This is a genomic window from Legionella sp. JM-2024 (assembly GCF_055389095.1).
Window position 1 is genome coordinate 1897101 of record NZ_AP039388.1, and the last position, 15922, is coordinate 1913022.

Genomic DNA, 15922 nt, shown 5'->3' on the forward strand with positions numbered 1-15922 from the left:
GTCAAATTTTTAACTTATCAGGAATATTGAGAATCAAGAAAGATTTTCTAATGTATTAACTCATTGCTTACCTGAAATAGAATTTTTTATACCCAATAATGATCAACAAACTCAGTAAGATAAATGGGGTTATAAATAACATCATTAATGGCCATAAATTAGAACCAGCATACAAAGCATATAGTGTATATAGAAGTAAAGGCACACTAAATATTAATGGGAAGCAAGCCAATTTCCTCCATGATCCAGTCCATTTAAAAAGAAGTACAATCTGTAAAAACCAATATAAAGGAATCGACAGAAAAAGTAATTGAACAAAAAAAGCTTCTCTGGAGGAGATTGGTGCCTGATGTTGTCCGACACTGGATTGCTGTTGTCGATTGAGTTTTTCTACCCATGGAGCAATAGGATGATTACGTCTACCCCTATCTCCTTGCCAGCCAGCTGATAGTAACATTGATTTGGTTTGTAATTGCTGCCAATTGGCATCATAGACTGTAACAGTTATTGAATCAATTTCTGTGGCTTTATCATAGGCGACCCAAGCAATAGCTTCTCCTTCTCCTGCAGGATAGGCTTGTGATGGGTTGAATCTTACTCTTTCTATAAGCTTTTGCCCCAGATATTTTCCAATGGCCTGGAAACGCAAAGGTTGGTCACTTTTATATCGTATAAGCACATACAGAGCCTCATCTTGATTTAAGACAGCAGGAGATTTAGGACTGGTTTCGATCAGTTCAACACCCAGTGCTACAGAGAGTGTTGAATAGGATGCTAATACGCTGAATAAAAGAAGTGACCTAAAAAGTCGAACTGGCATCATGAGAGTTTCCTTGAATAAGATAATCATCACAAACAATTACGACAGAAAACAAAAGCACCCAGTTTATTAACGAGTGATATTTTAATATATGTTATTTTATATCTGATTAATAGCAAACCAGTTCACGTAATACTACTGTCGCATAGGAGCCTGCAGGCAAAATAAACGACAGTTCAGTAGTATTGTTTCTTATGTCGTACTCAAACTGTTCAGTATGAAGGATATTAGCACGCCATGCCTCTTCCAAACCATTCTTCTCCAATCCCTCTATCCAGTGAGCCCACTCATCATAGATTGTATTCATTATTTCCAATGCCCTGCCCTTTACAAAATTTTTACCTTTGCCAGGTAAAGGGCTTGCGGGAGAAATATCTTTCTCACTTATTCGTTTTAATAATTGCTCATCCATGTCTTTATCATTGACGAAAATGCTGTTTGATCCGCTAAGTTGCATAACATCACCCGACAAGGGTAAATTCCATGATAAATCCCTTACTCGCTTGGATAAAATTAAATTATAAAGCCACGACCGAGCTGCCGAAAAATAAATTCCTTTTAAAAATCGATCCTTTACTTTTCGTCCTTGTGTAAACATTTCCTCTGCTTTCATCAAATTAGCACACTCACGACCAAAACGCTGCTCACCAAAATAATTCGGAACACCTTTTAATTTAATTTGTTCAATGCGGCGAATCAGCTCTTCTTCATTAGAGACATCTCTTAAGGTGATTATAAAGTGATTTCCTGATAAGAAACCTGGTTTCAACTTTTTATTGTGACGCGTGTTTTCAAGTACCCTCCACCCTGGCGCTGCGAGTGTTCCAACACTCTCAATTACTTCTCCAGGGGCATGAATGCTAAACCATTGGGTAGTTAATGCCTGCCTGTCTTTTAATCCTGCGTAGCTTATGAGTTTTATAGGTTTATTAACCAATTTTGCCAAAGATTTAACAACTTCTTCCGTAGTTAATCCTCTTTTTTCAATTTTGAGAACTATATGTTCTCCCTCTCCACTAAATTGCCCATCAAACAATTCATTAACTTTAAAATCTTCAGGAAGTAATTTAAAACTTGCTGTAGAATTTGGAATACCATATGCGCGTTCCCAATCTAATGAGTACATCAAAGATCTCCTTCTAGTAAAACAAGGGTTTTGGAGTAAAACATATAAATTCTTGATTACCGACTATCGCATCAAGAAATAAGCCATTTTGGGTAGAGCTGGTATATAATAGTGGTAATACGGCTCCGTAAATGGAATACTTATCATTTATATCCCTATAATTTGATATGGTAACTATAAATCATTATGATGAAAAGTTACCTAAAAAGATTGTTTTAATTATTTTGTTGATTAAAATTTAATCTTTTAACCCTCTAATGAAAACCCGATTTAGTACGTTAGGCTAAAATTATTTTGTTTTCAGGAAGTATATGATTGTTAATAGCTCATTTAAGCCAGTGTGGTGGTTAAGCAATAAGCATGCGCAAACCCTATATCCCACATTAGTAAAAAAACGTTTAAAACCGCCGATCGATTTTCATGAACGACTAGAGTTACCTGATGGTGACTTTATCGATCTTGCCTGGTGTATCAATGGCTTAAATAAAAATGCACCTTTAGTGATATTACTTCATGGTTTAGGTGGAGGAGTTAATTCCATTTATGTCAGTGGTTTGTTGCGGGCTTTTGCCAATGCAGGATTTCGTGGTGTTTTAATGCATTTTCGTGGTGCCAGTGAAGAACCCAATCGCATTTTACGCGCCTATCATTCTGGTGATACAGCTGACTTTGCCTATTTTCTTGAGATTTTAGCCAAACGTGAACCATTTACAAAAAAAGCAACTGTCGGCATTTCGCTGGGTGGAAATGTTCTACTTAAATGGTTGGGTGAAACAGGTGCGTCTCTGTGGATAGATGCTGCTATTGCTGTTTCCGTGCCATTTCAATTAAATTCAGTAGCTAACAAGATGAGTCAGGGCTTTTCTCGTCTATATCAAGCTTATTTATTAAAGCGATTACGCTATACCTTTTTGAAAAAATTAGATCACATAAACGACTCTCCTTTTTCAAAAAACGACTTACTTTCTTTAAAAACCCTCTGGGAATTTGATGAACAAATCACAGCACCAATCAATGGTTTTCAAAGTGCTAAAGAATACTATCAAAAATCAAGCTCCAGGCAATATCTTAAAAACATTGCCATACCCACTTTGATTATTCATGCGCAAGACGACCCATTCATGACGCCCGATGTTATTCCATCCTCCAAAGAGCTTTCTTCTCAAATCACTTTAGAATTAAGCCAATATGGCGGACATGTTGGTTTTATTGCTGGAACAGGGATAAGTCAAAGTCAACCGTTATATTGGCTCGAACAACGTATTCCAGAATTTTTGAAGAATTATTTGCTTTGAATTTTTACTCGAAACATCAAATTAAGATGCTAATTTTCCGCATAAAATTGTTAATATACAGGCCACTCTTTCTAGGGATAACATTTTGGATTGAGTAGCTTAAAGTAATTGTGCGCGTTATAGGGGTTCTAGGCGTAAACCGTCCAAATTTCCGGACAAATATCGTTCACTTATATTTGCTTACAAATCGCTATCTCGCAAACTCAATAGATTGATGTAACTTTTTCTGTAATTCTGCTTTGGGTGGTAACGTTGTAATATGGGGTATTTTAAGAATACCCGCGAAATTGTCTCCTTAAAGTCAATAGGATGATTTTTTATAGTGTGAGAGAATCTTCAAAATAATTTTCGTTAGGCTCAATAAGAGAAGATGAGTCATTTCGCACTAAAAAGTCCTCATATTCGTACAAGAAATCCCTACTCATATTATCACCAGTAATAATCGTTACAGTATTGACGAGGCTTCCTTCCAAACCAATTGGTGGATTAGCTATGCGATTTCGCGTTAAATCATCGCTTATTCTGCTTTTAAAGAAAGTGTGTAGAGTTGAAAATAGGAATTTTTTGACTGGCATATCCTCATAAAATATTTCAAGTGTATCTTTAACTTGCTGATCAGAAATCCACGCTGATTTAGGAAGTACAAATGGAATAGGATCAAATTTTTTATAATCTTCTGAGTTTTTATCAATTTTTAATTGTGAAGTAGACTTAAATAAGTCAGTTACAGAACATTCATAAAATCCACCCCATTGAGAATAAATAACTCGATACTCATCATTTTCTTTATATATTCCTACGACCACTGCAGCGTGTTCAAATCGTCCATTTAATAAGCTAGGCGATCCATTATTTTGTATCTCTTCTCTTCTTGGAATAACATCAAAAAAGACAATTACAGGACATAGATTCTTAAGTGAGTCTCTAATTAAGTTTATATATATGATTTCCTCATAAATTCTAAAAGAATTTACTTCGAAGCGATTATATTCAAAAACCTTTTTTACTTGCTCTGTTCCATACACCTCTCCAACTTTTGAATCAATTAATTCTTTAGCCCGTTGCCTTAAAGAATAATTAAAAGTTTGGCGCTCTTTATGCAAAGGCAAAGGCTCCATCGAATTAAATTTGCTTACATATAAATAGTTCTGTATTGCAATTCCAGCAACCAATTTACAAGTCTGCCCTTTTTGATTAAAAGGAATAAACTTATCTAAAAATATAAGTTCTATATCTCTATCGTGTAAATCATTTATAAATAAATTGATATCAATTATTTTACCCAATTTTATTTCCTCTCTAGTTTTTGAAACTCATTGTATCTACAGTTTTGCCATTTCAGAAGTAAGCATGGGATCACTATAAATCACAAAACAGTGATTCATTGAGTCACAAGAGGCCTTAATGCTATTTCCTGGGTTAACAGATGAAGTGATCACACCATTTTCGCATTGGATTTTAAACTCACCGCCCTCACCAACAGCAGGATACAACTTCAACATAAATGTATTACCTGAAAGATAAGTGGCATCAGCCATGACTAAATGAGTGCATCCATTGTAAGCTTCACAATGATCTACATTTTTTATTGTATAAATACCTTGCCAGTGTCCGGGTAATTTGCTGCATAAGTCATTAGCTCCTTCATCAGAGTACGCCGAAGCCGCAGCAAAAGCCATTGTGAGCCCTGAAATTAATAAGTTTATTTTGTTGTTCATCATTCTATCCTTAGAAATTACTGTGCGAAGAAGTATATAACACAAAGTGCATAAAAAAACAGATATTCTTTATTTATCAAATATAAATGCGCCGACGTTTTAACCATTTGTAAAGCGTTGAAGGTGAGCACTCAATCAACTTAGCAATAGCACGCTTGTTAATACCTTTTTTTAGGTAATTTGTTATTTCATCGCGAAAAGCATCTAATTTAAGTAAATCAGATTCACCCTTTGGTCGACCCAGTTTTACTCCATCATTTTTTCTCTTTGCTAAAGCTTCTTTAGTACGAGAAGATATAAACTCACGCTCAATTTGTGCAGCTAACCCAAGAATGGTGGCCGTAATAGTTGACTGCATCGAACCATCCAATACCATATTGTTTTTAGCGATATGCACTGAGACTCCTTTTTGTGCTGCCACTTCCATTATTTCTAATACTTGTAGCGTCGATCGACCGAGCCTAGAAATTTCTGATGCAACAATGACATCGCCTTTTTCTGCTTTCTCTAAAATGCTCCCTATAGCACGCTCTCGCCATGAGGATTTACCACTAACCGTATCTTCAATAAAAGTTAACGCATTAATGCCTCGATGATTGCAATAATCCAAAACACCTAATTTTTGATTTTTAGCATCTTGATGGTCAGTGGAAACACGTAAATAGGCAAAATTCGTCATATTTTTCAGCTTATTTTGATAAAACCCAAAACACAATTTAATTGGACAATATATGTATTATTTAAATATAAAATAATATACACTTATAGTCTTCATAAAACCATCGTTTTTTGTGGACAAAAACAACTAAAATGTTTTCCGAAACAAAACAAAATAAACGGATTCGCGTTTTAAAGGACGAAGAATACCAACAAATTTATGGTCTTCCAACGTTTAGTCGAGAAGAGCAAGAATGGTTTTTTGAACTAACCCAACAAGAACAATATGTTTTAGATACAAAAGCAACCATCGAAACTAAAATTGATGCTGTTTTGCAGCTGGGCTATTTTAAAGCAAAGCAAAATTTTTTCTCCTGGTCATTTAATGAAGTTCATTTTGACTTTGAGTACATCCGAGAAAGATATTTTGAAGGCGTTATCACAACCAAAGCTACAATCGGACGAAAAGCCAAATACAATAATCAACAGTGGGTATTATCCTTGTTTGGTTATTCATTATTTAGCAAGGAAAAGCACAATAAATTTTTATTGGAGAAAACAGCCAATTTGGCACGATTGTCTGCTGATCCTCTCTTTATCTTTCAAGAAATTTTAACGTGGTTTGAAGAAAATAAAATTGTCCTTTCTGGTTACACAACACTACAAGAGATGATCTCCAATGCAATATATGCAGAACAAAAACGAATTAGCACTATCATTAAGGCTCGGATAACCGATATGGAAGTATCGTCACTGTTCCAATTACTTGAGCAGAAAGAGGAACATTTTAAAATAACATTGTTAAAAAAAGAACCTAAGAATTTCAAGCCAAAAGCTATTTATCAAGAAATTGATAACGTTATTGCTTATCTTCCGTTGTATAAAATCGCTCAGCGTGTACTGCCATTTTTAGAAATTCCGAAGAAAAGCATGGCTTACTATGCTTCACTTGTTGAACATTATACTGTTCAAGGATTAAATCGAACCAACCAATTACAGATCTGTTTGTGGCTATTATGCTTTATAAATTACCGTTATCAGCGTATATGCGATAATTTGGTTACTATGTTTCTTTATGTTTTTAATCAATATGATAAATCCATTAAAGAAAGCACTCAGGATCTGCTATTAGCAGAAGCATTAGAGGAATCAGAACAAAAAGCAGTCGTCGCTAAATTAATGCGCTTTTATATTGATAAAGACATTGATAGAACACAGCCATTCAGCAGCATTATCGAAAAAGCTTATTCAATAATCGACCCAGAACTTATAGAACAGGTGGCTAATCGATATGAAAATCATAAATTCAATGAAAAATTTACATGGCAAAGTATTGATAACTTGGCACGAACCTATAACCCCTTACTACGTTCGTTGCTCAGAGTTTTGCCTTTTACTAGTAATAAGCACCGTTCATTGCAGCAAGCACTTGATTTTATTAAAACCACCCTTTCTGATGATCTTTCATTAACCCAAGCACCCTATAAAAATTTTCCAAAACAAATTATAACGGCCAGTATAAAAAAATATATTCTTGATGAAACACAGAAGAATATCTGTGTTGGTCGTTATGAATATTATTGTTATTCAAAAGTCGCTTGCTATTTAGAAAATAAATCGCTCTTTATCAATGACAGTACAAAGTATCGCTCGTTAGAGTCAGAACTACTTCCAAATTGGTCAGAAGAAAAAAAAGCTGTACTCAAAAAGTTAAGCAACCGTCGGTTAGATCAATCAGTTGAGCAATTTATTGAAGAAAAGGCTAAGCCACTGGATAAAAAAATTATTGAAGTTAATGAAGCAATTCAGAATGGCGAAAACTCCGATATTAAAATTAAAACGGCCAAGGATGGTTCTATTATTTGGACCTTGCCTTATACGAAGAAGGATATTGAGCTTAAAAACCCCTTATATGAAAAGATCCCCACGGTTAGCATTAGCCAAATACTCCATTTTGTTAATCAGCATACTCATTTTATTCAACAATTCACGCACATTAAACCTCATAAAGCAAAAAGCCAACTTGATGAATTATGCATTTTTGCGAATCTTATCGGCAAGGGAACGAATTTAGGTTCTGCTAAAATGGCGGAATTATGCGATCTGCCACAAAACGAATTAGCTGTCTCTGATCACAATTATATAAGATTGGCAACATTGCGTAATGCCAATGATGTAATTAGTAATGCAATTGCAGCTTTGCCTATATTTCGTCACTGGAATTTTTCAGCTGATTTGTTACATGCTAGTCTTGATGGGCAAAAATTTATTACCGAACTTGAGTCCTTACTTGCTAGATATTCACCCAAATATTTTGGGCTAATGAAAGGCGTTGTGGCTTATACACTGCTAGCCAACCATATCCCACTGAATGTTAAGATTATTGGTGCTAATGAACATGAAAGCTGTCATTTGTTTGATCTGATCTACAACAATACCTCCGATGTTCAACCTGATATTTTCTCAACCGATACAGAAGGGAGTAATCAACTCAACTTTCTATTACTTTACCTTATTAATAAAGTATTTGCCCCGCGCTATCGTTCCTTATCAACAAAAACTGAATCGATCATTTCTTTTTCTGATCCTAATAAATTTAAAGACTATCTGATTAAACCATCCAGTCAGCTTAACAGTAATAGGCTAAGCAAACAGGAAAACAATATTCAGCATATTTTAGCTTCATTACTCGTTGGAGAAACAAATCAAAGCAATATCATTAGTAAGTTGAGTTGTAATGCGTTTAGCAATCAAACCAAACTTGCATTATGGGATATGAATGCAGTTTTAATGAGTGATTATCTTTTAGATTACATTAGCGATGTAGTGGTACACCGATCCGTGCAAGGTGCATTAAATCGAGGCGAAGCCTATCATCAATTACGCCGCCATATTTCCTTGATTCATGGTAAAAGTTTTCGAGGAACAAGCGATAGAGAAATTTCTGTTTGGAATGAATGCGCTCGCTTATTGGCAAATGCAACAATCTATTACAATGCAAGTATCCTTACAAAGCTAATGGATTATCACGAAGAACAAGGAGATTTGCCACAATCAAATTTGATCAAGCAGTTTTCTCCGGTTGCATGGACTCATATTAATTTCTATGGTCGTTATGATCTATTAATAAAAGATATTTCAATTGATCTTGATAAGATCATCAAACAGTTATCAGTAAAAACAACTGAAATAGATTGTTTCCATTTTTTAAATAAAAAATCAGAGGTTCAACTCTATGCCGAACTATAAAGAGATTAAAAAACTCTATTGTATCAATGGAGTAAATGTATGCCTCATTTAATCATTATTGCAGGTCCTAATGGGGCTGGGAAATCAACTGCAGCACCTGCCTTATTAAAAGATGCATTGCATGTTAATAATTTTGTAAATGCGGATGTCATAGCTCAAGGGCTTTGTGCCTATCAACCTGAAAGAGCAGCTATTCAAGCAGGTCGTATTATGCTAGAACGCATTCATACGCTTGCAAATGAAAAAGTAAATTTTGCATTTGAAACAACACTAGCAAGTCGAACCTTTGCAACCTGGATACCCAAACTACAAAAGCAAGGCTATCAGTTCCATTTAATTTTTTTATGGTTGCAAAATGCTGACCTTGCTGTTTTTAGGGTTAAAGAACGCATTAAAGCAGGTGGGCACTCAGTTCCAGAAGAAACCATTCGAAGACGTTATGCATCAGGATTAAAAAATTTCTTCAATTTGTATAGTCCACTAGCAGAATCGTGGCAGCTCTATGACAATTCAAATACCAATAACCTTTCTCTTATTGCTTCAAAAATTAAGCATCATAGTCTAATTATTAAAGATAAAGAGATATGGAAAAACCTTTCGGAGATTTTCTAATGAAACAAGATGAGCATTTGAATGACAACATCACCAAAATTCTTAATGATCCAGAAAAAGTAACAAAAATCATCCAATCCGGGATAAACGATGCATTGTTAAAACATAAGCAGGCAGGGAATCAAGTATGTGAATGGCGCGATAATAAAGTTGTTTGGATACCCCCAGAGAAAATTGTAATTAACGAGTAGACTGAACCAAGGAGACAATTTCGCGGGTATTCTTAAAATACCCCAGGTTGGCATCTAAATTGCGTTCGGATTTGTGGGATTACTTGCTGCAAAAAGCACAGGACTAGCAACTAATTCGAGCATTTTTGCAGCAAAAAATCACGCAAAGATAAATGCAAGATAGGCGATCATACCCGTAAATTCAATATTGACGAGGCACTAGGTTCAATATGCACCAAGTATAATTTTTAAGTAGATAGCGGAGTCAAGATGTTAAATATAGATAAAATACAGCAACAAATCGATGAAGATCAAAATGCAAATAGGATTTTGGCAAGAAGGTTCCTAGATCGAGCTACGGCCTACCTTTTGACAAAATCTGATCCTATATACATACAACAAATATTTAATGAGTTAAATATAGATAACTTTGAGCCACGGGATGAAAATTTTAAAGATTTTACGACCAAGATACGCAGGGAACCAATCGATTTAACATCACTGATTGAAGGTTTTAAAATAGGGATCCTAAACAACGTTCTGCTTTGCGAGTTATTAGCTTTTATAGAAAAAGAGGAGCTGGTTTCAGATGTAGAGTTAGAGCAGAGTGCTAACCAGCTGCAAATAGGGTTAAATTTTTTATGTTTGTTTGAAGCGTTCTCTGTAACTATGTCCAATAGCCCTACGCTAACTGAAGATATCTATAGTTTCCTTGTAAATCAAAGAAATGTTTCATACCCTGGTAATCCCATAAATAACTTATTATTTGGATTCCGTTGGGATAGAGCTACTATTTTCAAAAACTTAAAGGCAATTTCTCTTGAGCCCGGAATAATTGCAGGGGCATTTGTTCGTTCTCTAGAAGGTAATCTGAATGACAATGTTGAAGAGAAGGCCAAAAAATTTATTGAAAAACATGGGCTAATGCTGTGGAATGCTAGAATTCAACCCTATTCGCTCGGCGAAGTACGTGATGTATCTGTTAAAAATGTCTCTATCAATATTTTAGAAGTGATATGGGAAGATATTTTCCGAGATAATAGGAATCCTAATACTTGCGCAGGAGCAGTTTTAATCGCCATGCTTGAGTACCTCCGTCCGCACAATAACACCACGATTAAGGATCTGATTTTACGAGAAGGAGGCTCTCTCATCAATGATAATCAATATGACTTACTTCCTGACTTAACTGTTAATTCACAAAATAAGGTTGTCAGCGAATTTCAGCTAAGTAAAGAATGGGTCGATTTGTATAGTAGCTGGAATTTACGCTTTTTAACTCAGCTCTTTGATGGTAAATATCTCCCCTTAAAATTACTTACTCCATCAATACTGAATGCTATTCCGAACGAATATATGGAATCTCGTGTCTTCGTCCTATTTCTTATAGGTAATTTTTTTCATAAAAATGAAGTACACATATTTGATGACACTGAAACTAAGATTGAAAACTTAGAAAAAATATTCAGCAAGTGGTCAGAAATAAACGATGCCTATGCTAACGAGTTATTACAAAAATGTTGTCCTAAGTTAGGAAAAACATCCGAAGACATTTTAAATGATATTTTTGGTAATACCGAAAACTGGAACTTCACAAAGCATTTAATTAATTTTGCACGAAACTTTGATAACTTTCGTATTTTGCCAGAACTTGAGTCTCTTGATGAGCAATCTCAATTGAATGAAGAAAACGATATCGTTTCTTGTAACATTCTTTGAGAGGGTATCCGGAAAGGGTGATGTGGTTTAACCTAAATTAGACGCAATTAGTCTTGTTATTGAGCAATGATCCTAAATTCGGTAGTTGAATTGTAGCGAGAACGTTTAATGTGCTGAATCTTAAAGCTTTTTTGGTAATTTTTTATTTCACCATATGGATGATACGTCTTCAATAAAAAATTACCAAAAAAGCTTTAAGATTCAGTGCAGTAGACCTCCTTATAACGTACTAATATTAATAGAAAATAAAAACTATTTTGGGTCTTGACAAGAATTAAATAACGATGCTTAATTTGCGAAAAAATCCAAGTAACTAATTATTTGAAAATAATTGATTTTTTATGTCTGAGGCCACTCATTCAATTTCAAATACCATTACTCTCGTTTTGAATTAAGGAATTTATTAATGAGTCTATTAAGTAGAAGACTTGTATCATCATCCATGTTTTTGGTTGCTGCTGGATTCTCTATGGTATCGATTTATGGTTTATTTTCAGGCCAAGATTTAACAACTTACGATTATATTTCTGGAATATTTTCAACGGTGAGTAACTTATTGTGGATGGGTGCCAGCTCCTATGATATTTATTTAACCTGTACTTTAAAACAGGAAGAACATCTCCGTAATGAATACATTGTAGATGATAACAATCAAATAGATGATATTGAAAAACAACTAAAAAACAGAAACGAATCTTTGCCAGGATATAAACCTATAATTAAGAAAATGAAAGTAGTAACCCCTTCGATAAAAAGGCGACATAGCAGTGATAATATCATAGCGATGAATGAGACCAATGAAGCAGAATTGCACATTGAATTTAAGCATCAAGATAAAAAGCAATCAGTGCGGATACCAGGAATCTTCTATGAAAAAAGAAGAAACAGTCATAAAAATTCAGACGAGTCTTATGAGAATCATTCTGAAATAACTTATAGTTGAGCGGTATTAAATATGATTATTGGACTAAAAATAAAACAGTAAGAGTATCCAAAAGACGATTTTGATAAAGCAATAGAGATAATCATCAGAAAATTCCATTTTCTCAATCTCGGTTTAATATTTTGCAAATCGTAAAGGCTTATAGTTCTTCTTCCACGATTTTCCGAACATCTTCCTCCTGGGGCTCGGGGAGTAATGGAACGGCCAACCGACTTAAGGATTCTCCGGATCTCTCAATGGCCCAGTACAAATATTCGTGCGAGCTACACTAGCTCATAAACGTATTTTGTAAAACTCACTAATCTCTCTTCTGTACTGTAATTAAACAGACTTCCTGAGGAAAAAAATAGATATCTTCAGCTCGAAGTGATTCAAGCCAATTTCGAGACTTATCTGATACATACCAAAGCTTTAACGGAGTAGAAGAAAACAAACATTGAGCCAGATAGTATTCCAAAAAATGTTTAGGAACTGCGTGATTAAACCGTATTGTCTCAATCGCGTAACTAATTGACAATTCATCCAGTGCCATTTGTATATCTGAGGCAAATACTAAAGGCTGATAATTTTGCGGCATAACATATTTATAATACATCTCTTGCGCTAGATAATAGGAAGAAACAGGAGAGGCTTGATAAATAATGAGTTTTGAATTGTTATCATTAAGCATTTGCACCAGGATTTCAAGAACAACTGGAATGGAACTGTTATCTAAACAATAGCAAGAGTGTATAGCCCATATAATATCGTATCTATTTTCTTTAAGTGGAAGAGCATCCAAATCTTCTGCTTTCGCCTTTATCAGTGTAGGAGCCCTAAAGGGATCTGTTAGAGATTTCTTTATTTCTTCCAAACTATATGGTGATGGATCCATACCATGGTAATCAATTGAAATTCCAGGGTCTAGATGACTGGCAAGCATTCTTGGAAATTGACCTGTCCCACATCCTATATCCAATAGTTTTATGGGTTTTTTATAAGAATTGAATAATAGTTTAAAATCAAACAAATGAATCAGTTCTTCATAGTCGATACTGGCAATCTGAAACCAAATTTCCTTTTTAAAAACATCTTGTCTATAAAATCCCAAAGATCTATCCAGATTGTCCATTGAAATTTTATTGAATAAGAAGTGATAAATAAAAAATAGCTCATGGAATGTTAATTTTCAATTATTAAACCTGTCGATGCTTTTCAAGCCAGATTTCAATCATGTGATAATCTGCTGTTACAACGAACCTATTTAAAAACGTAGAGGTCAATAGTCCTCCCAATAAGACTTGAGCCAAGAGCCGCTGTTGCTGCTGTCATTAAAACAGGTACCAAACGGTCAAGAGTACCTTGAATAATCGCCCGAACAGTATTATTTTTCATAAATTACTGCATCTTCTAATTTCATAGTTTTAATCCTCGTAATCGAAGCGCATTAACAATTACTGAAACTGAAGAAAGCGCCATAGCAATTGCAGCGATGATTGGACTTAATAGTAAGCCTGTGAATGGATACAAGATTCCCGCAGCCAAAGGGACACCCAGGATGTTATAAATAAAAGCGAAGAAGAGATTCTGGCGTATATTATTCATGGTCCCTTCTGATAAACGACGAGCCTTGACAATACCACGCAAGTCCCCATGCAATAAAGTAATACCAGCACTCTCAATAGCCACATCTGTCCCAGTCCCCATGGCAATACCAATATCAGCTCGCGCCAGTGCCGGAGCATCATTCACCCCATCTCCTGCCATTGCAACAGTGAATCCTTTCTCTTTTAATTCACTGATAATGCGGCTTTTATCCTCCGGCATGATTTCTGCCACCACCTTTTTTATGCCAAGTGTCTCTGCCACAGCTTCCGCCGTTTTTTTACTATCGCCTGTCAGCATATAAATTTCAATGCCACTTTGTTGAAGTATTTGGATGGTTTCAGGGGTTGTTGATTTAATTGGATCTTCCACTACCAAAAGGGCTACCGTTTTAGCATCAATAGACATAAACATCACAGAGGCACCTTTGGCACGGAGCTCATCTGCTTTTGTAAAAAGAGAAGCATTATCGTTCCCATGCTCTTGCATTAATTTGATATTACCAATGGCAACACGATGACCATTTACTTTACCAACTACTCCTTTCCCAGTTGGGGCGTCAAAATCTTGAACTGGTTCAAGAGCCAACTGTTTTTCCTTTGCAGCACTCACGATGGCTTTGGCAAGCGGATGTTCGCTTTGATGTTCAAGCGATGCCGCTAGCGCTAATGCCTCTTCCTCATTTAAGCCTTGATCAGTTACAATCTGCGTCAATTTGGGGTGCCCTTCAGTGAGTGTTCCTGTTTTATCAACCACAAGCGTGTTCACCTTTTCCATTCGCTCAAGCGCCTCAGCATTTTTAATCAACACACCACTCTGAGCTCCTTTACCTACGCCTACCATAATAGACATCGGAGTTGCCAAGCCTAAGGCACAAGGACAAGCAATGATTAATACAGATACAGCAGCAATCAAGCCATAGCCAAGTGCTGGCTGTGGCCCCAACAATCCCCATAAAATAAAAGAAAACACTGCAATTAAAATCACAGCAGGAACAAACCATCCAGATACAGTATCTGCTAACCGTTGAATAGGTGCTCGGCTTCGTTGAGCATCACTCACCATCTGAACAATGCGAGAAAGCATAGTATCACTACCAACATGACGTGCTTTCATAACAAAACTACCAGTCTGGTTAATCGTCGCACCAATAACTTTAGCACCTGCTTCTTTAGTAACTGGAATAGGTTCCCCTGTCACCATGGATTCATCTACAAAACTTCGGCCTTCTTGTACCTCACCATCTACCGGTATTTTTTCACCAGGGCGAACGCGCAATAAATCACCGACATTAATTTTATCCAGAGATACTTCTTCTTCACTCCCATCTTCTTTTATACGATGCGCACTGTCAGGAGCTAATTTCAATAAAGCACGGATGGCACTGCCGGTCTGCTCTCTTGCTTTTAATTCCAGCACTTGTCCTAATAAGACAAGGGTAGTAATGACGGCTGCCGCCTCAAAATACACAGCAACTACTCCTTCTTGACTTCGAAAAGCCATTGGGAATACCCCGGGCAGAAGTACTGCCACCATACTATAAACCCATGCCACCCCAATACCCATAGCTATTAGAGTAAACATATTCAATTGATGTGTTTTAAGAGTTTGCCAGCCACGTTGAAAAAATGGCCAGCCACACCATAACACCACCGGAGTAGCAAATAGCAGTTGAATCCAGTTAGAAATACTGGCAGAGATAAAGTGTTTCAATAAATGCCCTCCCATCTCTAATACCACGACGGGTAATGTAAGAAGCACTGCTATACAAAATCGACGTTTCATATCCAGATATTCAGGATTTAATGCGTCTTCAATTGTCACTTTTTCAGGTTCCAGTGACATCCCACACAGTGGGCAAACCCCTGGGTTATCTTGACGAATTTCAGGATGCATTGGGCAAGTATAGACAATCGCACCGTCCATTGTTGATCCTACAACATGAGATTTGTGCTCTTTCTGTTCATGATGACTACAGGTATGTCCTTTATCAGAATGTTTATGTCCTTGATGATGGTCATGTATCATT

At 35.9% G+C, this 15922-nt stretch carries 13 protein-coding genes and 1 pseudogene; 6 read left to right on the forward strand and 8 right to left on the reverse strand.

Annotation, left to right across the window (positions count from 1 at the left end; all coding sequences use genetic code 11):
* Positions 1–67: 67 nt before the first annotated feature.
* Both ACZ5EK_RS08465 and truD read right to left on the reverse strand, forming a co-directional pair.
* A complete protein-coding gene (locus ACZ5EK_RS08465) occupies positions 68–820 on the reverse strand; it encodes a hypothetical protein (RefSeq protein ID WP_464432472.1) in 753 nt (250 codons plus the stop codon).
* A 109-nt stretch (positions 821–929) separates the two neighbouring features.
* On the reverse strand, positions 930–1946 hold the full coding sequence (truD, locus tag ACZ5EK_RS08470; RefSeq protein ID WP_464429044.1) for a tRNA pseudouridine(13) synthase TruD: 1017 nt from the start codon (positions 1944–1946) through the stop codon (positions 930–932).
* 311 nt (positions 1947–2257) lie between these two features.
* Between truD and ACZ5EK_RS08475 the strand changes: the two genes are divergently transcribed.
* The gene (locus ACZ5EK_RS08475) at positions 2258–3241 is read left to right on the forward strand and encodes a hydrolase (RefSeq protein ID WP_464429046.1); all 984 of its coding nucleotides are present in this window, start codon (positions 2258–2260) and stop codon (positions 3239–3241) included.
* 317 nt (positions 3242–3558) lie between these two features.
* Here the strand turns inward: ACZ5EK_RS08475 and ACZ5EK_RS08480 are convergent, their stop codons facing one another.
* The 3 genes from ACZ5EK_RS08480 to ACZ5EK_RS08490 form a co-directional block, all read right to left on the reverse strand.
* Positions 3559–4527: a hypothetical protein gene (locus ACZ5EK_RS08480; RefSeq protein WP_464429047.1), complete on the reverse strand. Its 969-nt coding sequence runs from the start codon at positions 4525–4527 to the stop codon at positions 3559–3561.
* A gap of 36 nt (positions 4528–4563) precedes the next feature.
* On the reverse strand, positions 4564–4959 hold the full coding sequence (locus ACZ5EK_RS08485) for a hypothetical protein (RefSeq protein WP_464429049.1): 396 nt from the start codon (positions 4957–4959) through the stop codon (positions 4564–4566).
* A gap of 76 nt (positions 4960–5035) precedes the next feature.
* Entirely contained in the window at positions 5036–5638 is a 603-nt protein-coding gene (locus ACZ5EK_RS08490) for a recombinase family protein (RefSeq protein WP_464429050.1), read from the reverse strand.
* A gap of 131 nt (positions 5639–5769) precedes the next feature.
* Here ACZ5EK_RS08490 and ACZ5EK_RS08495 point away from each other — a divergent pair, with 131 nt between their 5' ends.
* The 5 genes from ACZ5EK_RS08495 (at position 5770) to ACZ5EK_RS08515 (ending at position 12309) form a co-directional block, all read left to right on the forward strand.
* A complete protein-coding gene (locus tag ACZ5EK_RS08495) occupies positions 5770–8865 on the forward strand; it encodes a Tn3 family transposase (RefSeq protein WP_464429051.1) in 3096 nt (1031 codons plus the stop codon).
* A gap of 39 nt (positions 8866–8904) precedes the next feature.
* On the forward strand, positions 8905–9477 hold the full coding sequence (locus tag ACZ5EK_RS08500; RefSeq protein ID WP_464429052.1) for a zeta toxin family protein: 573 nt from the start codon (positions 8905–8907) through the stop codon (positions 9475–9477).
* Positions 9477–9668 carry a hypothetical protein gene (locus ACZ5EK_RS08505; protein WP_464429053.1) on the forward strand — a complete coding sequence of 64 codons (192 nt, stop codon included), beginning with the start codon at positions 9477–9479 and terminating at the stop codon, positions 9666–9668. Before ACZ5EK_RS08500 ends, ACZ5EK_RS08505 begins: the two co-directional genes overlap by 1 nt.
* Before the next feature lie 249 nt (positions 9669–9917).
* Positions 9918–11366 (forward strand): hypothetical protein, encoded by a 1449-nt coding sequence (locus ACZ5EK_RS08510; RefSeq protein WP_464429055.1) that lies wholly within the window; start codon positions 9918–9920, stop codon positions 11364–11366.
* Between the two features lie 406 nt (positions 11367–11772).
* Positions 11773–12309 carry a hypothetical protein gene (locus ACZ5EK_RS08515; RefSeq protein WP_464429057.1) on the forward strand — a complete coding sequence of 179 codons (537 nt, stop codon included), beginning with the start codon at positions 11773–11775 and terminating at the stop codon, positions 12307–12309.
* 298 nt (positions 12310–12607) lie between these two features.
* On the opposite strand, the gene ACZ5EK_RS08520 is transcribed toward ACZ5EK_RS08515, so the two are convergent.
* From ACZ5EK_RS08520 to ACZ5EK_RS08530, 3 genes and pseudogenes are all read right to left on the reverse strand, one after another.
* Complete coding sequence (locus ACZ5EK_RS08520; RefSeq protein ID WP_464429058.1) at positions 12608–13399, reverse strand: class I SAM-dependent methyltransferase; 792 nt, start codon at positions 13397–13399, stop codon at positions 12608–12610.
* 85 nt (positions 13400–13484) lie between these two features.
* Positions 13485–13665: pseudogene (locus ACZ5EK_RS08525) on the reverse strand (hypothetical protein); the annotation flags it as partial.
* Between the two features lie 39 nt (positions 13666–13704).
* A complete protein-coding gene (locus ACZ5EK_RS08530) occupies positions 13705–15921 on the reverse strand; it encodes a copper-transporting P-type ATPase (protein WP_464429059.1) in 2217 nt (738 codons plus the stop codon).
* Between the last annotated feature and the right edge of the window lies 1 nt (position 15922).